Genomic DNA, 26,406 nt, shown 5'->3' with positions numbered 1-26,406 from the left:
AATGATAAAGTTTTTTGTGCAGATGGGAATACTAAGCTTAGTATTTACATCAATTTGATACTATGCTGAGAATTCCCGGTTATAAATTGGGTAAAGAAATTTACAACGGCTCTAAAACTTTGGTTTATCGGGCTATTCGAGAGATTGATTCATTATCAGTAGTACTTAAAGTGCTGAAGAATCCTTATCCGAGTTTTAATGAACTTGTACAGTTTCGCAATCAGTATACCATTGCTAAAAATCTCAACTCTCCCGGAATTATTCAGACTTACAGTCTAGAAAATTATGAGAATGGCTATGCGTTAGTCATGGAAGATTTTGGTGGAATTTCGCTGCGGGAATGGGGAATTAGGAATCGGGAGTTGGGAGGGAGGGTAAGTTTAGAGTTTCTGAAGGAATTTTTACAGATAGCGATCGCCCTTTGCAATTGTTTAGAAATACTTTATCGAGAATCAATTATTCATAAAGATATTAAACCCAGCAATATATTAATTAATCCTGAAACTCAACAAGTTAAATTAATCGATTTTAGTATTGCATCTTTATTACCAAGAGAAACTCATACTATCCTGAATCCCAGCGTTTTAGAAGGTACACTAGCTTATATCTCACCAGAACAAACAGGGAGAATGAACCGGGGAATTGATTACCGGACTGATTTTTATTCTTTAGGGATTACTTTTTACGAATTACTCACAGGTGAGTTACCCTTTCAATCAAATGATCCCATAGAGTTGGTGCATTGTCACATTGCCAAAAAAGCACCTTTAGTCAACCAAATTAATCCCCAAATCCCCAATGTACTGGCAGAAATCATCAACAAATTGATGGCGAAAAATGCAGAAGATAGATATCAAAGTGCATTAGGCATAAAATTTGATTTAGAAAATTGTTTACAGCAGCTAAATTCTACTGGGGAAATTCAAAGATTTGAAATCGCTCAACAAGATGTGTGCGATCGCTTTATTATTCCTGATAAACTCTACGGTAGACAAGCAGAAGTAGAAACTTTGTTGCAAGCCTTTGACAGAGTTAGTCATGGCGCAACCGAAATGGTATTAGTTGCTGGTTTTTCTGGTATTGGCAAAACCGCCGTTGTCAACGAAGTTCATAAACCAATTGTCCGCCAACATGGTTATTTTATTAAAGGTAAATACGACCAATTTCAACGGGATATTCCTTTTAGTGCCTTTGTGCAAGCCTTCCGAGATTTAATGGGACAGTTGTTAACTGAAAGTGATGCCCAAATACAAGCATGGAAAAACCAAATATTAACAGCCGTTGGCGAAAATGGACAAGTAATTATTGAAGTTATTCCCGAATTAGCGAGTATTATTGGTGAACAACCACCAGCCGTAGAATTATTTGGTAAAGCCGCCCAAAATCGCTTTAATTTGTTATTTCAAAAATTTACCAAAGTCTTTACCAGTGCGGAACATCCCTTAGTTATATTTTTAGATGATTTGCAATGGGCAGATTCAGCATCATTAAAGTTAATGCGAATATTAATGGCTGATACAAATCATCTTTTATTAATTGGTGCGTATCGAGATAACGAAGTTAACCCTGGACATCCATTAATTTTGACGTTAAATGAAATCCGCAAAACCAAAGTAGTAATCAATACAATTACTTTGGCAGCACTAGATCAGGAAAATATTAATCAATTAGTTGCTGATACTTTCAAATGTTCTGTAAATTTGGTCATAAATATTTCTTATAAAATATATCATAAAACTCAAGGCAATCCTTTTTTTACAACACAATTTCTCAAGGCATTATATCAAGATAATCTGATTAAATTTGATGCAAACTTAGGTTGTTGGCAATGTGATATTGCTCAAATTACAACTCAAGCAGTTACAGAAGATGTTGTTAATTTCATGAGTTCGCAACTGCGAAAACTCCCAATCTCGACTCAACAAGTATTAAAGTTAGCTGCTTGTATTGGAAATCAATTTGATTTAGAGACTTTGGCAATTGTTTCACAACAATCAGAAGTTGAGACAGCTACTGCTTTGTGGAAAGTTTTAAAAGAAGGATTGATTTTACCAATTAACGATGTTTATAAATTTTATCAACAAGAGTCATTAGTTAATAGAGAAATCAATGTTAATCTTTCGTTGGAGAATAGTGAAGAACAGACAAATGAATCAAGACAAATAACAGTTGCTTATAAATTTTTACATGACCGTGTACAACAAGCAGCTTATTCTCTGATTCCTGACAATCAAAAACAAGCAACTCACTGGCAAATTGGTCAATTACTCCAGCAAAAGTTATCAGAAAGTGAACAAGAAGAAAAGCTGTTTGATATTGTTGGGCATTTAAATCAAGGTCAGGCATTAATTAGCCAAAATAGCGATCGCCAAATCCTCGCCCAACTGAACTTAAAAGCTGGTGCTAAAGCAAAAACAGCCACAGCTTATGCTGCTGCTGTCGCCTATTTACAAACTGCGATCGCACTTTTGGAATCTGACTGTTGGCAAACCCAGTATGAATTAGCCTTAGAAATATATACAGCAGCAGCCGAAGCCAGTTATTTAAATGGTGATTTTGCTGGGATGGAAAAGTTTGCTGCATTGGTGTTGCAACAAGCTAAAACCATCCTTGACAAAGTAAAAATCTATGAAATTCAAATTGCTGCCCAAACTTCTCAAAGTCAAATGTTAGCAGCGATCGCAGTTGGTAGAGAAGCTTTAAGACAACTAGGAATTGAATTCCCCAGCGAATTAGACGAAGTTCATCTTGGCAAAGCTTTAGCAGAGGTAAACCAGCAACTCAACAACAGAGAAATTGCCGAACTGATTAACCTACCCCTGATGAGTGAACCCACAGCCCAAGCTGCAATGCAACTTTTAGGTATGTTGTTTGCACCAGTGTTTCTGGGAAACCCCAGTTTACTGCCTTTATTGGGTACAACGATGGTGCGGTTATCGCTGGAATTTGGCAATGCGCCCGCCTCAACGGTAGGATATGTAACCCAGGGTTTGGTACTGTGCGCCTTTTTTGGCGAAGTTGCAACCGGCTATAAGTTCGGGAAATTAGCACTCTCCCTACTAGATAAATTAAATGCTCAAAGCTGGCAATCCTGCACTTTCACACTGTTTGCTTGTTTCATTCAACATCGTCAACAACCATTTTTAGCAACCTTTTCCATATTAAAAGAAGCCCACAGAACTGGTATGGAAACCGGTGATTTTCTCTATGTTGGCTATAGCATAGCCATCTATGCTTTTACCGCACTGTTTATTGGCGTAGACCTGAATACATTAACGTTGGAATTTCCTACTTCTAATGCTGTTCTGACTCAGGTGAAGCAAGATTCTGCGCGTGTTTATTTAGACATGATGCAGCAAGCAGTCGAGCAATTGAAAGAACCAGTCAGTCAGCCAGATTGCTTAATTGGCAAGATATATGATGAAACAGTCATGTTGCCAAAGCACAAACAAGATAATGATCTCACAGGAATCGCCTTTGCTTATATTTACAAACTTTTGCTGGCATACTCTTATGGTAATTATGCTAATGCCCTCGACTACATTACCCAAGTCAAACCCTATTTAATGGCATTATCAGGACTGATTCATATTCCTATTTTCCATTTTTATGCAGCCCTCACCCACCTAGCAATTATTTCCACACAACCAGAAGCAGAAGAAATTCTGAATGAGGTAGAAAATCATCAAGCAAATTTGTATCAATGGGCGCAATTTGCCCCAATGAACCATTTACATAAGTGGCATTTAGTAGAAGCAGAAAAATGTCGAGTTCGTGGTCAAAAATTAGCAGCAATGGAACATTACGATCGCGCCATTACTCTTGCCAAAGATCACAAATTTCTCAACGAAGAAGCTTTGGCAAATGAACTAGCTGCCAAATTTTATCTTGGTTTGGGTAGAACAAAAATCGCGCAAACCTATATGCTGGAAGCTTATTATTGTTATACACGTTGGGGTGCAGAAGCTAAAGTCATCGATTTAGAAACACGCTATCCCCTACTACTCGTGACAATTCTGCACAAACAGCAAGCATCTTTCAAAGCCACAGAAACCATTATTTCTTCCTCTTCAGAGAAAGTTGATAGTTCTAGTTTCAGTAAAAGTAGTCTTTCAACCAATCTAGATTTAGCCAGCATTGTCAAAGTTTCGCAATCGCTATCTAGTGAAATTGAGTTAGAAAAATTACTCTCGACTTTATTAGAAGTCATACTCCAAAACGCTGGTGCTGATAAATGTGCATTACTCATGCCAAAAGGTAATTCCTGGTTCATTGAAGCACTTTATCAACTCGAACAACCCAGTTGTATTTTGCGTTCTCTCCCCTTTGATGATCATCAAACATTACCCCTGAGTCTGATTAATCAGGTGAAAAATTCTCTCACCTTAGCAGTGATTGAGAATGCAGCCACAGAACAAACCCTAGCGGCTGATCCTTATATATTAGAATATTCCCCCAAAAGCGTGCTTTGTGCGCCAATTTTGAACCAAGGCAAATTGATTGGCATTTTATATTTAGAAAATAACCTGACAGGGGGAGCATTTACCCGCGATCGCCTAGAAATTTTACAGTTATTAATTTCTCAAGCCGCCATCTCTTTAGAAAATGCTCGATTGTACGCACAACTAGAAGATAGAGTCAAAGAACGCACTCAAGAACTCAACCACAAAAACGAGGAACTGCAAACAACTTTAAAAGAATTGCATCGTACCCAAACACAAATGGTACAAAGTGAAAAAATGTCAGCTTTAGGCCAATTAGTCGCCGGTATTGCCCACGAAATTAATAACCCCATTACCTTTATACATGGCAACTTAAATTACATTCAGCAATATACCAATGATTTATTACATATAGTAGATACCTATCAAGACCACTACCCCCATCCCCCAGAATCCCTAAATGCAGAAATCGAAAATCTAGATTTTAACTTTGTGAAAGAAGATTTACCGAATATTCTCAAATCTATGCACATGGGTTCTGAACGCATTCGACAAATGGTGTTATCTTTACGCAACTTCTCTCGTTTGGATGAATCAGAATATAAAGCGGTGGATCTGCATGAAGGCCTTGATAATACATTAGTCATGTTGCAATATCGTCTGCAAGCCCAGACTAATCGTCCAGCAATTGAAATTATCAAAGAATATGGCGAACTACCGTTAGTAGAATGCTGCGCTAGGGAAATTAACCAAGTATTTATTAGTGTAATTGTTAACGCGATCGATGCCCTAGAAGAAAAAAGTCGTCACCACAGCTTACAAGAAATTACAGCCAACCCCAATCAAATTCAGATTCGGACTCTCACAACCGAACTAAACCAAGTCCAAATTATCATCGCCGATAATGGCGTTGGTATTCCAGACAATATCCAATCCCGCTTATTTGACCCATTTTTCACAACTAAACCTGTAGGTAAAGGCACAGGTTTAGGATTGTCCATTAGCCATCAAGTGATTACAGAAAAACATAGCGGTTCCATTCATCTCAACTCTGTATTAGGTAAAGGAACAGAATTTATCATTACTTTACCTATTAAGTCAGATAAACATCCTCTTACTAACGTAATGGTTGAACTTTCATGATCATCTCTGTTTATAGGAATCCGATTTGATTTCTGAATCTAGTTATATAGGCAGGGAGTAGGGAATGGGGAGTAGGGAGTAGGAAAAAAGCCTGACCTGGGTGTACTGATTTTTTTCATAAATCAAATATGAGTCCTATAGCAAAACATTGATTTCTCAAGCATTTTAGATTTAAATATGATTTTTTAATTAACTAATGAAATAGTTTGTTAATCAAATCTATAGATTTTTATTTATAATTGTAGTCTGTAAAAATAATCTCATTGCATCAATACGGGATTGCATATAATTTTCTGAAAAATCATAGATATTCCTTGAGTAATTTCACGTTAATTTCTGTAAATTTTTATACTAAAATAGTATAAATCTTCTTGTTTAGTGTGAATCTGTGTTGTTTGCTACTTCGTTGATAAAGAGTTAGCAAAAACAATTCCCTAGCATCGACGTTAAACAGCTAATTGCGATATAAAGTATTTACCCAGAAAAAAGTAACTCCAATGCAGTTAATTTTTTAGGACTGATAAAGTTAATTGCCTTGACTGTATGACTTGTATCCAATATTTATAGAATTGCCATTAATAAGCGCGATATCAATATCGTTGCTATTAGAGCAAGACTTATTACTGACATTTATAGAGGAATCCGTTTCCTGTCAAATACTCGCTGTAGCTTTAGCTAGTACAAAAATAACTCCAGTTTAATTAGCTCAATTTTGGTTAACTACCTAATAGGTATCTATAGTATATTTCTATCTTATTCATAGAGAATATACATTGTATAACTTGTAGTTTATCCAACTATAACTGCTTCTAACTAACTTGAATTGATAAAAAAGGTAACTAAGTTATGAACGACAAACTTCGGCTAACAATACTTGAACCAGCAGGAATTTTAGACAAAATTACTGGCAATCAATTGCAAAATGAAATTAGCAACCTGATCAACCACGGTACTAACGTTATATTGATTGATATGCAAGGAATTAAATTTATCGATAGTTCTGGCTTGGGTTATTTAGTGTCAGCAATGAAAATTGTCAGTAATGCTAACGCTAAATTTTTTGTCTGCTCTGTTAGTGATCAGGTTAAAATGTTATTTGAAATCACTAAAGTGAACAAATCATTACAAATATTTGCTGACAAAGATGACTGTAAACGCTATGTTTTAAACACTTTATCTCGGATGTCTTACAGGTGAAAAATTGAGGCTAACTATTATTCTGTGCTTCGAGTTTTAGTGACGGACGTAGCCACAAATATATAATCAGTCCCCAAAATGGTATCAAGCGGACTAGCCAGAGTATTTTGCCGTTATTCCATTGACGACGTGCCATATCATCTTTCACTAGCCATGACTGAAATAACCAGAATACCAGCATATCTACCACAAAAGAATATGCGAGGCGATCGCTAAATAATAATTCTAATAAATCTTGCCAACGGGTTGTAATATCACCGTACTCAGGACGGGCTAATACAGCCCAACTCAACGAAACCACAAAAAACCCAGCCAAAATTGAAGGTAAAACTCGGCTTTCGCCTACTTTTTCCACAAATGTCAACGAATTTGTTGCTACTTGCGGATTTACTTGACGCAACCCCAACCAAGGAAGAAAAAAGACATTGGTGAGTAATGCGGTACCAATTAAGAATGTCATCATCGAAAATCGCTGGTTGCGCCCATCAATTATAAAACCCCAAAATAATAATCCCCAAGTCACCACAATGTTAAATAATCCCTCTAGTACGGGATTATTAATTGGCGCTTCACTGGGGAAAATGATTGGTAATACTAACCAAAAATTCATACTCAAATTGAATATTTCTGCTAATGTTTTGGGTGTGACATGCAGCAGTGATTCTCCTGGTGGAATATCGCTTAATAATAAATAACCAACATAAATTAACCACACAGTCCAGATGAATATTCTGGACAAATTTACCGATAAATCATGGGTAGAATTGGCAATAAATTGTTTTACTTCGCTGAACATTACTTTTTACGGCTATTGTTACTAATAACTTTTATCCCTAAAATTTTCAGAGTTTCGTGATAATCACTAATCGTCAGAGAAGTCAACTCTTGACCCAACAAATAAAAGCTACCCATAACTTTAACAGAATTAGACCTTCCATTTGTCGCTTTGTGAAGTGTGATTGTGGCATGTTTTTGATTGTTTACACCCTTGAGGAGAAAAATCCCAGCAAAATTGAAGCTACCAGATGTAACTAATTGATCATGATTAACGCTGGCATTGATATCTGCAAAGGTGTAACCTAAAAACTTCAGATTACCAGCAATACTGGCAGAATTATTCAGAGAATTATTCATGCCTTTGAACAGTGTAACTGTAGCACCATCAAAAGCTAATATCCTAAAATTCAAATTACTCCTAGCTTGTAAACCTCGTTCACTGAGGCTGATACCTGATGCAGTAAATTTTTTACCCAAAATAGTTATATCACCTGCACCCAGCAACTTTTTATTAATTAAATCAAGCTGTAAATTCGGCACACTGATATTTAAGATATTACCGAAATTAATTGCTGTATTATTAATTTCGATATTTTGCCGATTTAATGATAATGTGCCGTTCCCCAAAGACTGGTTAAAAGCAAAAATATTTGCTGTACCTGTGGCACTTTGGTTGTTCAAGTCAACTGTCAGGTTTGGAATAACTAAACTTAAGAAACCTGCTAAACCTAGCTGGACATTATTTAAATTAATCTTATCTTTGCTAACATCAAAGGTAATACTTGCTAAAGTATTGCCCAAAATAGAAACTGTGCCGAAGCCACTGCCTTTACCAGATTTTTTATCAATACTTAAGGCATCAACATCAATACTCACTAGATTAGCTAAACTGATATCAAAGTTTTTAAATATTGCTTGTTCCGGCGTAATTTTAAATTCTACATTGGCAATTTCTTGACCAAATATTTCTATATAACCATCTCCTTGAAGATACTGTTCATCAGGAGTTACCTTGATAGATAAATCTAAACTATCATCATCTGTACCTTTAATTTTCAGAAACTCTAAATCGATTTCTGGAACTTTTAATGAACCATCAATATGCTGAAAAGCTTTATCACCTTGCAAACTTAAAATTGCTGTATGACTCCAAGCATTAACTTTACCATTAATTTCTAAACCTTCTAATATAGACTGTCCGGCAATTGTTGTTGGGAATGGTACATACTTAATTAAGGGGTTAAGTATACCGTCTCCATCTCTATCAAGGGGTTCAATGCTTAAGTTGAGTAAGTTTTCTAAAAACCCTAAAGCTTGATTAACTAACTCAATAGAATAGCCTACTTGCTTGGTAATAAAAGATGTGACTGGCCCCCGCCATAATTCTATTAAGCTAACCTGTTGCTTAGGGTTTAAAATTAACGCTAATCTTTCAGGATCATTAGTATCCATGAGAAATGCAACTTCCAAATCAGTCTTTTCCCATTTCAAATCACCAATGAAGCCAAAATTATCAAAATAAGGAGGTAAATATGTCCCACCTCCTTGAAACCTGACATTGCGAAGTTCAGTTCCAACTAAACCGTAAGGATTACACCAAGGTTTTTCGCTTTGCTGACTGAAGAATGCTGTTAAAGATTCTGGTTCGAGAGAGAGATTACCAGATAGCGATAGTTTGGGTTCTTGTTCTTGGGTAGTATCGTAGCCTTCAAGAATTAAGTTTCCTGTAATTCCAAAGTTTGGTTCTAAATCAGTTCCAATATTTAAATTGATCAGTAAGTTATTGAAAGTAGCCTTAAATGGTTCTTGGCAAAATAGCTGAATATTACCGGCGACATTACCTATTAATTTAACTTCTCCTATCGGCTGAAAGCTAATCATGGCTGCGAATTTAGCCATACCTAAGTTGTTACAAATAAAGCCACGCAAATTTGGAGGTAAGCTATTTAAGTCAATATCTCCTATAAAGTTCATTCCTTGGCTTAAGTTGATGCTGCCTAACTTTGGATGAGTCAAACAATAGCTGGTGTCAGTTAGAATGAGTTCTGTACTTCCCAGTTTTAAATCGTTGATGATGGGTATTGTATTTGTTAAAGACTTAAAGCTGAAATTTTTTGGGAGTTTATATTTTAATGTAGTTATATTGCCAAAGGTTACTTCTATTTTTTGTTTATTTAGTAAGCCTCTAGCCGTGAGTTCGGTTTTCTGCCCGTTTTGAGAGACTGTATATTTGGGATTAGATATACTAATTTTATGGCTGCCGAATATGGCATTTATTATGCTATCGAGTGCCACATTCATGTACGGCAGTGTACTATGAAGGTTAAAAGTTTTATTTAAATCTAAATCTAAATCATGATTATTATCTAACTGAATTTCTGAGTTTGATTTAGCTAGATTGGCAAAATCTAAAGAGTCTAGTTTGAGTTTGAGATGATCGGGTAGAATAATTGCTGACGATTTAAGAATATTCGGCATAAGTACATTATCGTAAAAGTATTTTATAGCATTTATTAATTAAATATACAAAAGCTTACTATAGCAATCCTAAATTAGTCGTGAAAAACATAGATATGGAAACGAACCGCAAAGAACGCCTAGACACGAAGTGGCTTCCCGAAGGGTAGGACGCAAAGGTAAGAAAGAAGAAAAAGATATAGAAATTTTACAAATGATTTAGGAATGCTATAAAAACCCGTATATACGCGCAGAAAATTTTATCAAAATAAATTAGCCCTACCTTTTTAAGTAGGGCTAATCGCTATGATTTATCTCTGGTGAAATTGATTGTTAGGCGATGTTTAATTCAACGCGGACAATTAAATCGTTGAAATCGCGATCGCCACCTCTTGGCAAATCTTCAAAGCCAAAGATATTATTACCTAATAAAGTAATTTGGTCTGTTTGTCTGGTGTTAGCACCTAAGAAGGGGAAGTAAACCGCCGGATTTCTGGGGTTGCTATCTAACACTGATTCTGGTGTGTCATTGACAATAATAAATGGTGCATAGATATAACCTCCTTGCAAGGTTGCAGAGTAGGTTGTTATCCCACGGTTGGCTGTTAAGTCAATACCTGAAACACGGTTGCGGACAGCCGCTTCAGTATAACCAGCTTGTCCGGGTAAGATATCTGCTTGGCCATCACCGTTGAGGTCAATACCGCCGTTTACATCGCTGACTCGGTAGAAACTGGCGTAGTTTCTAAAACTTGCATCTTTGCTAACGATAAAATCAGCAGTAACTAATTCTGTGACGTTACGCAAGTCAATGAGTTCGGCTTGCGATTGACCTTGCAAAGCTGTACCAATTGGTAAAACTGTATCGGTCGATTGGATGTTTACCACTAAATCTTGGAAAGGCTGACCATTTCCTGGTTGAAATTCCCAAGCGAGGGAGAATTTATCGTTACCTAAATCGGTGATTCTTTGGGTGTTGGGATTAGCAAAGATGACACTGTTGCTGGGGATATTTCCCGCCCTGACAGCATCACTTGTACCATTGTTCACTACATAAAATCTGAGGCGATCGCCTGAGTCAAATTCCAGTAATCTGGAAACATCGGCAGTGTTTAAGCCGCGATTCACCGCCGAGAAGATGGTTCTAGCCCTTTCTAAAGCGGCTGCGGTGTAACCTGCTTCGCCTGGGGCGATACCGTTGATTCTACCTGCGGCATCATCTACGGTAAACACACCAAGTTCATTGGTACGGTTGGAACCGCGTCTGGTGAGGTCTACTTGGAGTCGGGTTTTGGCACCACTACCCTTGATTGTGAATATATCAGTATTGGGAGTTTGGGCGAGAGAGCGATCGCTATCGGCAATAGTAACAGTTGCGGTGGTGTTAGTTCTGGCAAGGTCGTAGTTGTTACCATCAACTAACGTTAAAGTTACTGTTTCATTGCTTTCTACCAAGTTGTCATCAATTGGTTTAACGGCTATATCCACGTAGGAACTACCAGCCGCGATGGTGGCTGTACCTGTGAGGCTGTCGTAATCACTACCGTTAGTGGCAGTTCCACCAACAGTATAGTTGAAGGTTAAAGCCGTATTGGTATTACCAGCGCGAGAAATGCGGAAAGTTGCAGGGGTGGAATTTCCTTCTGTAGCATTGGGTGTGGTGCTAGTAACACTAATCACACCAGTAGTTAAATTCAGGGGCTTGTCTAGATGCAGGAGAATAATTTCGTTGTTGTCGATGTCTCCTGGTCTGCCTTGGGAGAAGGGATAATTATTATCGTTGGCGACCAAGATAGTGTTCGCATCCAGTACCAACACATCTTCAATGGTGACGAAGGGGAAGGTAAATCTTGTACTACCGTCTCGATTCAAGTCATTGGGGTCTTGAATATTCAGCAAATCAGCAACTTCTTGTTTTTCCACAAAGCCATTAGCATCGCGTTTTGAGAAGTCAACTTTGAAGATTTTCTTGAATTGGGCGGCGCTACCTTGCAGACCATCCCGTTCAATTACCAGATATTCATTTTCGTTGATGACGGTGAAATCACCAATGGCATAACTGGGGTTATCCAAACGGTAATAACCAACCAAACCTTGATATTGTTCTGATGCGACATCAAATTTATAAATCCGCAGTGAACCAGCAGGGTCGCCAGCCACAGTACCTTCTAATAATGGGTACAAAGTTTGTCTGTCGGGACTGATGGCTAAACCTTCAAAACCTCTAGAACCACCAAGGTTAGCAACGGCTGGCTGTCCAACAAATTGGTCGCGGACTAAATCACCGACACCTGGAAAATCGGTAAAGTAAGCATCTACACCCAACTCGATGAACTGTCTGTATTCTGCCAGTGGGTCGCCGTTGTAATCGGATGCTAAGAACACGCTTTCACTGCGGAAGGTATAAGGATGTACCTGCAAACCTGCGGCGTGGGCATCTTGTACTAAAGTTGTGGGCGTACCCAAGACTCTATCTGCATCGGTAATTGAACCATCACCATCGAGGTCATCTGGTCTACCATCACCGTTACGGTCTACTGTTGTAGCGGGAATGATCAAGCGTTTGTTAGGCCCAATCCCGACTGCGTAAGTGGCGATCGCGGCTAGTCCTGTTGGTCTAATTAAGTCGCCGTAGGTGCGAGTATCACCATTAAATTGGAAGTCGTAAGGTTGACTTGTCGCGCCCCCAATTAACTGAATCAAGGGGATATTAATTCTGGCGGCGGGTAAGATATTTTGTTTCAATTCCCGCAGATTACCCACCTCAAAGGATTGAATAAATACTCTGTCGGGATCAGTAAAGTTTTCCGCAACTAAAACATTTACCAGCAATTGTCCCAGACTGGTATTGATGGGTGTACCGTCGATGCGTCTACCTTCAACAGCAAAGTAAGTCGGGTGTTTGGTTTCGGGATAAATGCCGATTTTTCGCCCAGTTTCGGCTTCTACTTGCTGTACCAAATCAATGATTTCTTCTAGGGTAGGAACTTTCAACCCATCATTGTTAAATCTGGTTCCGCGCAAGCCCGGTAAGCGTTCAATTGCATTCAGAGTTTTGATTTCTGCTAAGGTGAGGTCTTCGGTAAACCAACCTCTGATAGTTCTACCATCGATAACTTTGGTCGTCAGTCGATTAGCAAACTCAGGACGCAGGTAAATATCGGTGCTGGTGTCAGTCAGATTAACTGAACCATCATTGTTGAGAATTGCCAAAGCATTTTCGTGACGGGCGATTAAACGTCCATCTTTGGTAGCTACTAAGTCAGGTTCGATGAAATCTGCACCTTGAGCGATCGCTAGTCTGTATGCTTCTAAAGTATGTTCTGGTCTTTCACCACTCGCGCCACGATGTCCAATAACTAATGGTGCATCACCACTTAAAGTATTAAAATCTTGCAGGTTGCGGACATCGGGGTTTTGCGGCGACCTGACAAACTGTCCAGTTAATTGGTCACGCACAAAATCACCAGTACCGGGGAAGTCTGTAAAGTACCCATCTACGCCCAACTGAATAAACTGGCGAAACTCCGCTTGAGGATCACCGTTGTAGTCTGATGCGAGATAACGCCCTTCGTTGCGGAATGTATAAGGATGGACTAACAAGCCAGCAGTATGGGCATCATTCACCAAAGAAGTTGGTGTAGTTAAGGTTTTATCTGCGTCGTTAACTAATCCATCACCATTGACATCATCAGCTTGACCATCGCCGTTAGCATCCACACCGCGAACCGAAACAATCATCCGCTTCCAAGGGCCGATTCCTTCAGCGTAGGTGGCAATTTCTCGCAAACCTTCCGGTGTTCTCAAATCGCCGTAGGTGCGAGTATCGCCACTTACTTCAAAGTCAAAAGGTTGATAGTCAATCAGCGAACCATCCAGATTGACATCACGGGCATCCAATAACTGAATTAGCGGTAAGTCAATACCAGCCGCAGGTAAAATCACATCATTGAGTTGCTTGAGATTACCGACCTCGAAAGATTGAATAAATACGCGAGTGGGGTCAGTAAATTCATTCTCAACTAAGAGGTCTACTAACTTTTGACTGATATCTTGATTGATTGGTGTGCCATCTAAACGAGTACCAACTGATGCAAAGTAGGTGGGGTGCTTAGTTTCGGGATAAATGCCGATTTTCTTACCTGTATCTGCTTCTACCTGCTTCACTAAATCAATGATTTCTTGCAGGGTAGGAATTTCGTATAAGTCGTTAAAGGCTTGAGTACGGAAACTTGGCTGGATTCTGGCGCGGAGGGTTTTAATTTCTGCTAGGGTGAAGTCTTCAACAAAGAAACCTTCCTCAGCGATACCATCTACAATTTTAGTTCTAAGGCGATCGGCAAATTCAGGATGATCTAAAACGTTGGTAGTGTTAATAATATTCGGTTCGTGACGGGCAATCAACACACCATCTTTTGTCACCACTAAGTCCGGTTCAATGAAGTCTGCACCTCTTTGAATCGCCAACATATAAGAACCAAGGGTGTGTTCTGGTAGTTCACCGCTTGCGCCTCGGTGTCCAATCACAATTGGTGCTTGACCATCTAAAGTATTGAGATTGGTAATGTTGGGTGTGGGAATCGGTGCATCTAACAGTTTGCCGGTTGCATCAAAGTGCAGTAAGTAAGGGCCAAACTCATCACCAATCCAGAAAGTACCATCTTCCGCAATTACGAAAGATTCAATATCAAAATCTGCACCAGTTAATAGGCGATCGCTGGTGTTTTCATTCACAATTTGGAAAGGAACTTTATTATCTGGGTCAGATAGCTGAATAAAGTTCAAAATATTGACGCTTCCGTTACCCCCTGGTTCTGCACCCCGGAAACTGGGATCAGCACGATAAATCCGCAACAGATAGTCAGCACTGTTACTTTGACTGCCAAAACCGTTGTCAGAGAGGAAATAGAAGGAGTTATCATCAGCCCTCTGCACACCACTAAACCCTTGTATCGGTTGGGCGGCGAAGGGGACATTCCGGCCGTTGGTATTTCCTGTGATTGCACTACCAGACCTTGGCCCCTCAGCAAAGGTATCAGCAGGAAGTGAAGCAAAGCCTTTGAGAGTGACTCTGGGAACAAACTGGGAAGTATCAGGATTGCGGGGATCGTAACCTGTGGTATCGATGGTTAAGGCCTCTGGGAAAGCGTTGGCGATGTTTTGCCAAGGAACAAATTTAAAGTTACTGCTGATGTTTTCAATTTCCCCGTCATCTTCTACAAGTACGGCGGGATCATTAGAACCGTCTTGGGTGATAAACACACCAGAGGGGAAGTTGGGGCCTAAAGGCACATTGATCACATCTGCGCCATCAGATTCTTGTACGCTATCAATTGAGCCGCTATTCCCGATCGCAAAACTACCTATATACTCGTTATTACCAGCACGGTTGTAAGCCACAAAGGTGTTATCGCCTTGGCTAGAAGCTAACAAATAGCCTTGACCATCACTGCCATAGTAAATTGTTAATCCTTCCACATCGTTGGTAAGATTACTACCACCCAAATCTCGGACGCGATCAATCAGTGTACCTGTATTGTTTCCAAAAGGTTCTGCGTCAAATTTCCAGATACCGACATCTTCTTGACCAATGTAGAGATAACCTGTTTCTTGGTCAACTACCATTCCTTCGGTTTGCGGCGATCGCCCTGCTGTGGTCGGAATGGTAAACTGTCTAACTAGTTCTGCACCAATTTGACCATTACCTTTGTCTATTAATCTTAATTGGGCTACGTCTCCAGTTTCCCGACGGCTAACAAAGGCATAGTAATCATTGCTTTGGGGACTGCGGTATAGCGCCAAACCGTAAGCACTGCGTTCGTCGGATGAATAAGGCGGTTCAAAAGGTGCTGCTTGGAAAATAGTACCAAGACTGCTATCGGTGATGTCTTCTAAATATGCACCGGGGGTTGTGGGGTTGGGATTAATTTTGAAGATTGCTAGTTTATCATTTTCGCGATCGCTGGCTACGGCAATATCAATTGTGCTATTACCCAACTTAAAGCCATATTGCAAATCAATATTGTTGTAGCGAATATCACCAGGATTGAAGGTTTGCAACAATTCCCCAGACAAGTTGTAAACCCGCAAACCGCCATTTTTCACCGAAGTTAATACCAAGCTGTCGGCAGAATTGGTGGCGTTGACATAAATCGCTGGATCATCCGCATCGGCATTTTGGATATCATCATCCAACAAAGCGGGGCTGGTTTCGACCGTCGGCGCAACGGTGGGAATTAAATCTGCACCCAAAGTTAGAATTTGGGTAAACTGAGTGGCGCTGAAGTTGTTGTCACTCACCAGAACAATTGATTGACGACCATCTGGTAAGGTGGGGCCAAATTCTATCCCTTCGATGTTATCCAAGCCAGTGGGCAAATCCAAATCATTCAAATTCAACAGCAAGCGTTTTTGGGCTGGTTGAATTGCAGCTAATTCTGCCGCAGTCAAACTACTAAGTGAGTTGATGCTGCTGATATCAGTTGCACCTTGGAGAGAGATTTCGTAGATTTTGATTGTATTGCCTGTACCAGGAACGCCTGTAGAAAAAGAACGTTCTACAGCGAGTATTGTCCCGCGATTATCAATAGCTAGTAAATCTACTAAGCCGTTGGTGCTAAATGCAGTATTTGGTACTGGTGTTTCTGCTACTGGGTCAGTGACATACAAATATTCTTTTGTTGGCTGTCCTGTAGTCAAATCATATTGCAAGATGCGCGAAGGTGTACCCGCAGCCAAAGAAGCCACAGCCCCATCTTGGAATAAAGCATTTTCGGTAGCGGTGAATAAAGTTGTTTGGTCTGGGGTAATGGTGAGACTTTCCAAAGCCAAGTTATTTCTGACACCAGAGGTTTGGGTATCACCAGTATTAATCAAACCATCGCTGTTAGTATCTTGAACTACTGGTAAGAATTTAGTCGGGATAGTTAGCGATCGCAATTCCTGACCTGTAGTCAGAGAAAATTCCCTGACAAACGGATTTGTTACCCGACCCGCATTAATATTAACTTCCCCTTCCGAAGAAATGAAAACTGTATTGTTGTTAGTTAATACAATGTCTTCTGGGTCTAAACTCAAGGCTGGAAATAAATTACCATTGGTATCTCTCAGGGGAGTGACGTTAGTAAAAGTCACATTATTAGTAGCAGGATCACCAGTGAAAGTATAAAAGCGGGCAGGGCCAATTTGGGAGCGATCGTCCGAAATGGCATAGTAACGATTATTAGCAGCATCGTAAGCAAGACCAGATAAACCACCTACTTGAGTTGGCGTACCATTAACAATTCCTGCTACACCAGTAGGAATAAAACCTGTAGCAAAAATCTGTTGTCCTAAAAATTCTATGTTGGTGATAGTTTTACCAGCTTGCATATTTTTGGGTATCGATAAATCAGGATTCAGAGAAGCGATTTCCACTTGTACTCACTAAAAATTCGTGAGTTGATATGATGTGCAACTTATTTGTTTAACCCCTCTCCCAACCTCTCTCCGCTTCGGGGAGAGGCTTTGAATATTGCTCCCCTTCCCTACGAGGGAAGGGATTGGGGGTTAGGTTGGTTTGAGATAAAGTTGCACACGGCGTGAGTTTGTGAACAGGCGATTGCAAATTTGGCAAGACAATATAAACTGCAAAGATGCACTTTACAGCTTGGGCGATCGCACCATGAGATAACTGTGATATTCAGTGCTTCACGCTATCCCAGCTAGGTTAAGAAATGCCTAGCAAAAGGTTAATTAAACTTCCTTCCCTGAACCAAGATTCATCGAGAATATTGCAGCTTTTTTCCAGAGGATTTTAGAAAAGTCAGTTTGTTAGTGTAGCGCCTGTTTGGGGAGGCGAGGCGGACAAGAGGAGGAAATAACAAAATTAGATTCTGCACCAGGGAATATGGTGTAAATTTGACTGGGCTGAAATTTTATTTTGTGGCATTATAATAGTTTTACTCCGATATGGGGATTACATGAAGGTGATCGCAGACTCTTGGCCGAGGGCGATCGCTTTTTCCATAATCTAGACATAAGGTATAAAATTATATTCAAGTATCAATATTGCTAAAGGCTTGTGGTATAGCCCTGCTTTTTTTCCTGATGACTTTTGCAAGATGTCTAATGTAGACAATCAGGAGAAAATGGCAAATGAGCAACAACTTGGTAGAATCCTACTAGCCGTTCAAGAGAGATGGAGAAAAGGGTTAAGAAACATTGCAACTTTCAGGCGCTTTTAGTGTTTTTTTGTTGCGATGTTTCTCCCTTCACTAGCGTCTATAGCAGTCCTAGTTGATATGTGAACAACAAAGACAAGGAGACAAGGAAGACAGGATAGACAAGGGAGAGATGTTTATAAATCATTTAGGATTGCTATACATTTGCTAATCTCTGGTTATACATTTTCCAATTTTAAAGTTTTGCGACAATTTTCTTATGACAACCGCAATGTCTGATCAAAATACTGCCGATTTAGCTGCCGATGATTATGTTGTTATTGGCTTGGCAACCTGCTTTATTAAAGAAGATGGGGAAGTTCATCAAGTTGAAGTTATAGAACCAATTCCCTCTGCATCTTTAGAAACCTTAATAAACGATATTCCAACTTCCTATAAACTGGCTTACGCCACAACTATAGGCGCAGTTTTGGAAGGTGAAACGCCGTTATTACCCCCAGGCTTTCCTGCTTCGGCGCAGTTTGGTGAAGAATTTGCCCAAAGAGTGTTTGCAGCAGCGCGGACTTATAAACGCAGCGAAAGCAGCAAAAATTTAATTCCTTTGGGTGCGACTTACACGGATTTCAAGTATTCTACTGAACGTAAACGAGTGTTAAATGCTGCCAGAGTTGTCACTAAAGAAGACAATGTGAAACAGCATTCACATACACATAAGGTTCTTTAAATAGCAAGTGGTTATGCTAAAACTTTACGGTAGTGCCTTTAGTCGGGCGGCGATCGCCAAATGGTATCTCGAAGAACTAGAACTTCCCTATGAGTTTGTTCAGCTAGATATGCAAGCAGGCGCACACTTACAGCCCGAATACTTGCAAATTAACCCGATGGGGAAAGTCCCGGCAATAGTCGATGGTGATTTTCAGCTTTGGGAATCTGGGGCAATTTTGCTGTATTTGAATGAAAAGTATGGTAAGTTCCCAGGTTCGCCAGAAGAACGGGCGAAAATTTATCAATGGGTGTTATTTGCTAACTCTACCTTATCGGCAGGAATTTTCACAGAATCAACCAGAGAACGGGAAGTACCCCGCTTGTTAACTCCACTAAATGAGATTTTTCAACAACAACCCTTCATTCTAGGTGATGAATTTACCGTTGCAGACGTAGCGGTGGGTTCAGTTCTCTCTTACATCCCAATGATGCTGAAACTCGACCTCAGTGCTTACCCAGAAATTTTGGCATATCTAAAGCGAATATCTGAACGTCCAGCATTTAAAAAAAGCATTGGTGGAAGGAGTTAAAAATTAAGAGTGCTGAGTTGAAAGTGCTGAGTGCTGAGTTAAAAGACAACCCACTCATAGCTAAAACATCAAATACAATTTGTTCAGAGTTAAGAGTTATTACTCAGCACTCATTACTCAGCACTCAGCACTCAGCACTCATTACTCATTACTCAGCACTTTATCTACCACTTTTAAGGCTTGGTCAATTTCTGCCTCGCTGACAATTAGCGGTGGGACAAAGCGCACCACTTTTGGCCCGGCGGGGACAAGTAGTAAACCTTCAGCAATGGCGGCGTTGACAACTTCACCAGCAGTTAGGGGAATGTCAGCAACTAACTCCATTCCATTGATTAAGCCCCAACCCCGCACATCAGAAATATACTGGGGATATTTAGCTGCGATCGCTTTTAATCCAGTACGTAACTGTTCTCCCCTCTCACGGACGTTCTGCAAAATATTTTCTTTTTCCAAGGTTTGGCAAACACTCAGCGCCACACCGCAAACAAAAGGATTCCCACCAAAGGTACTGGCGTGTTCTCCTGGCTGAAAAACATCACAGAATTTTTTACTCATCATCGCGCCAATGGGGATTCCGCCGCCCAAACCTTTGGCGCTGGTGAAAATATCGGGTTCGACACCGAGATGTTCATAACCCCATAAATTACCACTGCGTCCCATTCCGACTTGCACTTCATCAAAAATCAACAAAATGCCGGTTTCATCACAAATCCGCCGCAGTTTTTGGAAGTAAGCCACATCACCAGGACGTACGCCGCCTTCACCTTGCAATGGTTCTAATAAAATCGCCGCAACGCGATAATCACCTTCATCTAACTCACTAATGGCTGTTTCGACAGCAGTAATATCGTTATAAGGTACGTAATGGAAACCAGGAACCAAGGGATCAAAGTATTTTTGATACTTGGGTTGTCCGGTGGCGGTAATCGTTGCTAAAGTCCGCCCATGAAAACTCGCATTCGCCGTTAAAATAATAGGCTTTTCTATTTCTAGAACTGTATGGGCATATTTACGCGCTAATTTAATCGCCGCTTCATTCGCCTCGGCTCCAGAGTTACAGAAAAATACGCGATCGGCACAGGAATGTTGGATAATCCATTTGGCTAATTCCCCTTGTTCGGGAATGTAGTACAAATTAGAAACGTGATGCAGCTTTTGAATTTGGCGTGTCACAGCTTCAACCATTGCTGGGTGAGCATGTCCTAGGGTACAAGTGGCAATCCCCGCCACGAAATCTAGGTATTCCCGCCCCTGTGTATCCCAAACGCGGCATCCTGCACCTTTTTCTAAGGCTAAAGGAAACCGACCATAAGTTGACATCACGGCTTCGTTAAAACTATCCGAATCAAAAGGAATAGATGACACTGAACCTGATGCTGGGGGGATGCTGGCTTCTTCAACTAGAGTTTGTAAGCTCACTAACCGCTCCTCCTGAAAATTTTTAATTCTACACTCACTTACTAGTTTCCTCGAAATTGTTAAAAATTTCTTGTGATTGATCGCAAATCATGATTTCTTTTAGGCTAACGCTTAAATATCCTTAAACGAAGAACACTGGTGAGAGATAACTTTGTATTCCACTCTTGAGAGAAAATATCAACGTATCCAAAAAGAACTAATGGCAGGGGCGATCGCTCTTGGCGGCGTGTTCCTGATTGGCACTTTGTGGTACAAATTAGTTGAAGGCTGGTCATGGGAAGATTCAGCCTACATGACCGTGATTACCCTAGCCACTGTGGGATATGGAGAAACACACCCACTCGGTAGCCGTGGACGCTTGTTTACCATTGCCTTGATTTTATTGGGTGTAATTAATATTGGTTACATTGTCAATCGATTTACAGAAGCCATCATCGAAGGCTACTTTCAAGAAGGAATTCGGCTACGACAACAGAGGCGCGTAATGGAATCCTTGACAGAACATTATATTATTTGTGGATTTAGTCGCACTGGTCGGCAAATTGCTAGAGAATTTCGGGCAGAAGGTGTACCTTTTGTAGTCATAGATTCCGAGATTGAATCGGTGCAGAGAGCGCAGACGGAAGGTTATGTCGTATACCAGGGCGACGCGACTTTAGATGATACGCTGTTCCATGTGGGGATTGACAGAGCGATTTGTATAGTTGCCGCCCTACCTTCGGATGCGGAAAATTTATATACAGTATTATCAGCAAAAACATTAAATCCAGATATTCGGGCGATCGCTCGCGCTAGTACAGAAGAAGCATTACAAAAATTACAGCGTGGTGGGGCAGATGCCGTAATTTCACCATACATTACCGGAGGGAAACGGATGGCCGCAGCAGCCTTGAGACCACAAGTATTAGACTTTGTAGATGGCATTCTTTCGGGTGCAGACAGGCAGTTGTATATGGAAGAATTTTTACTCGATTCGAGTTTGTCTCCCTTTGTCGGACAAACCTTGCAAAAAGCCAAACTGCGATCGCAAACTGGTGCATTAGTCTTAGCCATTCGCCGCGTTGATGGTAATCTGATTGGCGGCCCCACTGGTGATACTGTCTTAATGCCAGGAGATACCCTAATTTGTATGGGGACAGCCGAACAGTTACGCAGTCTCAACCAAGTTTTGGTTCCCATTGGTTCGCACATATTACGCAAGCCGAAAAATCAGTGATTGGTGACAAATGACAGAGGTGCAATTTGGGAGAGCGATCGCTATTTCCTTCCCCATAAACTGCTATCTTTGCAACAATAGTAAATATTCACCCAACCCTACTCCTACTTGATTGGTGAGCGAAGCCGAATCATGGTTGGTGAGCGAAGCCGAATCATGGTTGGTGAGCGAAGCCGAATCATGGTTGGTGAGCGAAGCCGAATCATGGTTGGTGAGCGAAGCCGAATCATGGTTGGTGAGCGAAGCCGAATCATGGTTGGTGAGCGAAGCCGAATCATGGTTGGTGAGCGAAGCCGAATCATGGTTGGTGAGCGAAGCCGAATCATGGTTGGTGAGCGAAGTCGAATCATGGTTGGTGAGCGAAGCCGAATCATGGTTGGTGAGCGAAGTCGAACCACTGCCTCCTACAGAGTCATCTACCGAAAACCCTATGCTTACCCAAGATAAACAACAACGTAACTGGCAACCTATTATCAAAGCATTTGAGGCTGTCCTTGGTAAAAATGGTGTAGTTCAACGCCGCGAAGAATTGATTACGTATGAGTGTGATGGGTTGACTAGCTATCGTCAACGTCCGGCTTTGGCTGTATTACCCAGAACCACAGAACAAGTCGCGGCGGTGGTGAAAATCTGTAACCAGTATTCTGTACCTTTTATCGCGCGGGGTTCCGGTACTGGTTTATCTGGTGGTGCTTTACCACTAGAAGATTCTGTATTGATTGTCACCTCCTTGATGCGGCAAATCCTCAATGTTGATTTAGACAACCAACGCATTGTTGTACAGCCAGGAGTCATTAATAGTTGGGTAACGCAAACAGTTAGCGGTGCGGGATTTTATTATGCGCCAGATCCTTCTAGCCAAATTATCTGTTCAATTGGCGGGAATGTCGCTGAAAACTCCGGTGGAGTGCATTGTTTAAAATATGGTGTCACCACTAATCACGTTTTAGGTTTAAAAATTGTCACCCCAGAAGGAGAAATTGTTGATTTAGGTGGACAAATCCCAGAAACACCTGGATATGATTTAACAGGTATATTTGTTGGTTCTGAAGGAACGTTAGGAATCGCCACAGAAATTACTCTCAGAATTCTCAAAACTGCCGAATCAATTTGTGTATTATTAGCAGACTTTACAAGTGTAGAAGCTGCGGGGGCTAGTGTTTCTGATATCATCAGCGCCGGGATAATTCCTGGTGGGATGGAAATGATGGATAACCTCAGCATCAATGCTGTTGAAGATGTTGTAGCAACTAATTGTTATCCGCGAGATGCGACGGCTATTTTGCTAGTGGAAATTGATGGTTTAGAAGTCGAAGTCGCAGTTTTAAAACAAAGAATTACTGAAATTTGTCAACAAAATGGGGCGCGGAATGTCACTGCCGCTACTGATCCAGAAACCCGCTTAAAATTGTGGAAAGGCAGAAAAGCTGCCTTTGCTGCGGCTGGACATTTAAGCCCCGATTATTATGTACAAGATGGTGTGATTCCCCGTACACAATTGCCTTATGTTTTGCAAGAAATTGAAAATTTAAGTCAAAAATTTGGATATAAAATTGCTAACGTCTTTCATGCTGGTGATGGCAATCTCCACCCCTTAGTGCTTTATGATAATTCTGTCCCTGGTGCATTAGAAAAAGTTGAAGAATTAGGCGGGGAAATTCTCAAGCTTTGTGTAAAAGTTGGTGGTAGTCTCTCTGGTGAACATGGCATTGGTTCCGATAAAAAATGTTATATGCCAGAAATGTTTAGCAGCATCGATTTAGAAACAATGCAATGGGTAAGACAAGTATTTAATCCCCAAGGTTTAGCCAACCCCGACAAAATTTTCCCCACACCCCGCACCTGTGGCGAAGCTGCACAGGCGATGAATCACAAGCAGCTTGAAGGCGTGGACAGATATTAGGATACAAAAATTTGGGCAAAAATGGCAAAATGACTCATAATTCAGATGATTTCAAGGAAAATTCCTATTCAAGATTATGCAATTGGTAAAGTGATAATAAACCCTGTTTGACCAGAAGTTGAAGAATTGAGGGCTAGTTCGCCACGGTGCGCCCGGACAATTTCACGGGCGAGGCTGAGTCCCAATCCAATACCCTCTACTTTTCGGGTACGGGCTGGATCACCACGATAAAAGCGTTCAAACAGCCGATCGCGATCGCTGGGTAAAATATCTTTTGATGAATTAGTGACGGTGATTGTGAGAGTTTTTTGGGTTTGACGTGCCTGAATGTTAATCCAGCCATCAGCAAAATTATATTTAATTGCGTTACTGAGCAGATTTTGTATGACTTGCATAAGTAAATCGCGATCGCCTTTTACCTGCAAATGATCAGGAATATCAGTTTGCACATTCAACTGAGGAGCCAGCAATTCCACATCTTCAATCATCTCCTGTAACAACTCAGACATATTGACATCCACCAAATACAAGCCCATTTTGCCTGCATCTGCCAAAGACAACAGTAAGAGTTTTCGCATAATTGTACTTAAACGATGCACTTCATCTAACAAATTGGTTAAACGCTGCTGTACATCACTTCCTGGTTCAACTTGTTGGAGCGATCGCTCTAATTCACCTTGCAAAATAGTTAATGGGGTTTTCAGTTCATGGGCTGCATCAGCACTAAAGCGGGAAGCTTGAGTAAAACTGCGTTCTAGACGTTCTAACATTTGGTTAAACACCTGAATCAGTTCCACAAATTCTAAATCTGTTGTCTCACTGGGAATACGCTGATCTAACCCTTGCACTGTTACCTGTTGAATTACGCCCGTTAACTCGTGAATCGGACGTAACGCCCCACCAGAAACAAACCAAGCCCCAGCCGCAACTAGCAGTAAAGCCCCTGGAATTAACACCAAGAAAATATAGCGGATACTTGCCATTTCTTGGTTCACGGGTTGTAAGCTAACAGCAACCGCCACCTGAGAATTAGGAAATTTCAACGCACCAATTCGCCAAGTTTCTTTCGCGGTTTTTTCTGTAACAAATTGTGGGGGAGTTGGGCGCGGTGGTGGTTGTCCTGGCTGATTTGCACCGAAAATTACAGGTCTTCTTTGTCGGGGAACATCTGGCGGCGCAGGTGCTAACTCTAAACGCTTCACCAAAAGATTTTTCACCCCAGTATCCGCCGATAAAGAGTTAAATTCGTAGACTGTTTTACCCTCAGCATCCAGCACCAGTAAAGCGACGGGAATCTTGGTATTTGTACCCAAGCCAGCAGGTAAAAATTCTGGGCGCAGAGGTGCTTTTCCTGGTTCTGGGGGACGATTGGCGCGGATTAACTGATTTAATAGTTCGGCATCTAAGCGGCTAATTTTGGCATTGTAAATCTGAAACCAGGATATTGCACCAAAACCGACTAAGGTAGTGCCGGCTAAAGCCGCAGATAACAACGCAATTCGGAGTCGAAACGATCGCAGATGTTTCACGATTGATTCTCTGGTTTGCGAAACCGATAGCCAACGCCGCGAATACTTTCAATCCAATTTGTTTCATCAATCGGTTCAATTTTTTTGCGAATGCGCTGAATACACACATCCACAACATTGGTATTAGGGTTAAAATCATAACCCCAAATATGTTCTAAGATTTGGGTACGGGTAAAAACTCGTCCGGGAGAGCGCATCAGATATTCCAGTAGATTAAATTCGCGGCTAGTAAGTTCGATGGCGCGTTGATTGCAAGTGACTTCCCGCGTGATGCGATCGAGTTTGATTGAGCCAACCGTCAGTAAATTTTGGCGATCGCCCACACTCCGACGCACCACCGCATGAATCCGCGCCGCTAATTCTTCCACAAAAAAAGGTTTAGCAATGTAATCATCGGCTCCCAAGTTTAACCCTGCCAGGCGATCGTCTAATTCATTACGTGCTGTTAACAAAATTACCGGCGCATTCCGCCCTTCTCGCCGCAGTTGTTTGAGAATCGACAGTCCATCTTTTCCTGGCACCATAATGTCCAGAATAATGGCATCGTATTCATTATCCATTGCTCGCAGATATCCTTCATCACCGTTGTCGCAATAATCTACGACAAATCCTTGCTCCTTCAGTCCAGCCCGGACGAAGTTCGCAATTTTTGCTTCATCTTCGACAAACAGAACGTTCACAAGTCTTCTCTAATTCAATGATGATTTCATTATAGATTTGTCCTCTTGTGACTAAAATTACAAATCTGTAATTTATATCACTATAGGAATAAGGTTTGATTCCTGAATCTAGTTGTGTAGGTAGGGAGTAGGGAATGGGGAGTAGGGAGTAGGAAAGAAGCCTGCTCTCGGTGTACTGATTTTTTT

At 40.9% G+C, this 26,406-nt stretch carries 12 protein-coding genes; 6 read left to right on the top strand and 6 right to left on the bottom strand.

Translation table 11 applies throughout. The features are described from left to right. Positions 1-62: 62 nt before the first annotated feature. Both H6G79_RS08595 and H6G79_RS08590 read left to right on the top strand, forming a co-directional pair. Positions 63-5,585 (top strand): ATP-binding sensor histidine kinase, encoded by a 5,523-nt coding sequence (locus H6G79_RS08595; protein WP_190588454.1) that lies wholly within the window; start codon positions 63-65, stop codon positions 5,583-5,585. 846 nt (positions 5,586-6,431) lie between these two features. Then, positions 6,432-6,782, top strand: a complete 351-nt coding sequence (locus H6G79_RS08590; RefSeq protein ID WP_190588455.1) for an STAS domain-containing protein — start codon at positions 6,432-6,434, stop codon at positions 6,780-6,782. A 10-nt stretch (positions 6,783-6,792) separates the two neighbouring features. Here the strand turns inward: H6G79_RS08590 and H6G79_RS08585 are convergent, their stop codons facing one another. The 3 genes from H6G79_RS08585 to H6G79_RS08575 all read right to left on the bottom strand — a co-directional run bounded on the left by H6G79_RS08585 (position 6,793) and on the right by H6G79_RS08575 (position 17,432). Continuing rightward, a complete protein-coding gene (locus H6G79_RS08585; RefSeq protein ID WP_190588456.1) occupies positions 6,793-7,578 on the bottom strand; it encodes a hypothetical protein in 786 nt (261 codons plus the stop codon). Next, a complete protein-coding gene (locus H6G79_RS08580) occupies positions 7,578-10,037 on the bottom strand; it encodes a hypothetical protein (protein WP_199333917.1) in 2,460 nt (819 codons plus the stop codon). The genes H6G79_RS08585 and H6G79_RS08580 overlap by 1 nt, the downstream gene beginning before the upstream one ends. 312 nt (positions 10,038-10,349) lie before the next feature. After that, complete coding sequence (locus H6G79_RS08575; protein ID WP_313933900.1) at positions 10,350-17,432, bottom strand: phytase; 7,083 nt, start codon at positions 17,430-17,432, stop codon at positions 10,350-10,352. 1,005 nt (positions 17,433-18,437) lie between these two features. On the opposite strand from H6G79_RS08575, the gene H6G79_RS08570 reads away from it, so the two are divergent. Further along, positions 18,438-18,902, top strand: coding sequence for a hypothetical protein (locus H6G79_RS08570; RefSeq protein WP_190588457.1), 465 nt, complete (start codon positions 18,438-18,440; stop codon positions 18,900-18,902). A 13-nt stretch (positions 18,903-18,915) separates the two neighbouring features. Then, entirely contained in the window at positions 18,916-19,473 is a 558-nt protein-coding gene (locus H6G79_RS08565) for a glutathione S-transferase family protein (protein WP_190588458.1), read from the top strand. 141 nt (positions 19,474-19,614) lie between these two features. Here the strand turns inward: H6G79_RS08565 and H6G79_RS08560 are convergent, their stop codons facing one another. After that, positions 19,615-20,892, bottom strand: a complete 1,278-nt coding sequence (locus tag H6G79_RS08560; protein WP_190588459.1) for an aspartate aminotransferase family protein — start codon at positions 20,890-20,892, stop codon at positions 19,615-19,617. Positions 20,893-21,043: 151 nt separating this feature from the next. Here H6G79_RS08560 and H6G79_RS08555 point away from each other — a divergent pair, with 151 nt between their 5' ends. Then, complete coding sequence (locus tag H6G79_RS08555; protein ID WP_277877227.1) at positions 21,044-22,108, top strand: TrkA family potassium uptake protein; 1,065 nt, start codon at positions 21,044-21,046, stop codon at positions 22,106-22,108. Positions 22,109-22,538: 430 nt separating this feature from the next. Continuing rightward, on the top strand, positions 22,539-24,011 hold the full coding sequence (glcD, locus tag H6G79_RS08550; protein WP_190588596.1) for a glycolate oxidase subunit GlcD: 1,473 nt from the start codon (positions 22,539-22,541) through the stop codon (positions 24,009-24,011). A gap of 74 nt (positions 24,012-24,085) precedes the next feature. On the opposite strand, the gene H6G79_RS08545 is transcribed toward glcD, so the two are convergent. After that, complete coding sequence (locus H6G79_RS08545) at positions 24,086-25,540, bottom strand: ATP-binding protein (protein ID WP_190588460.1); 1,455 nt, start codon at positions 25,538-25,540, stop codon at positions 24,086-24,088. Beyond that, a complete protein-coding gene (locus H6G79_RS08540; protein WP_190588461.1) occupies positions 25,537-26,220 on the bottom strand; it encodes a winged helix-turn-helix domain-containing protein in 684 nt (227 codons plus the stop codon). The genes H6G79_RS08545 and H6G79_RS08540 overlap by 4 nt, the downstream gene beginning before the upstream one ends. Between the last annotated feature and the right edge of the window lie 186 nt (positions 26,221-26,406).

This window comes from Anabaena sp. FACHB-83, assembly GCF_014697485.1.
Classification (GTDB): domain Bacteria; phylum Cyanobacteriota; class Cyanobacteriia; order Cyanobacteriales; family Nostocaceae; genus Nostoc_B.
The sequence above is the reverse complement of the archived record's forward strand: the minus strand, read 5'-3'. Positions and strand labels throughout refer to the sequence as shown.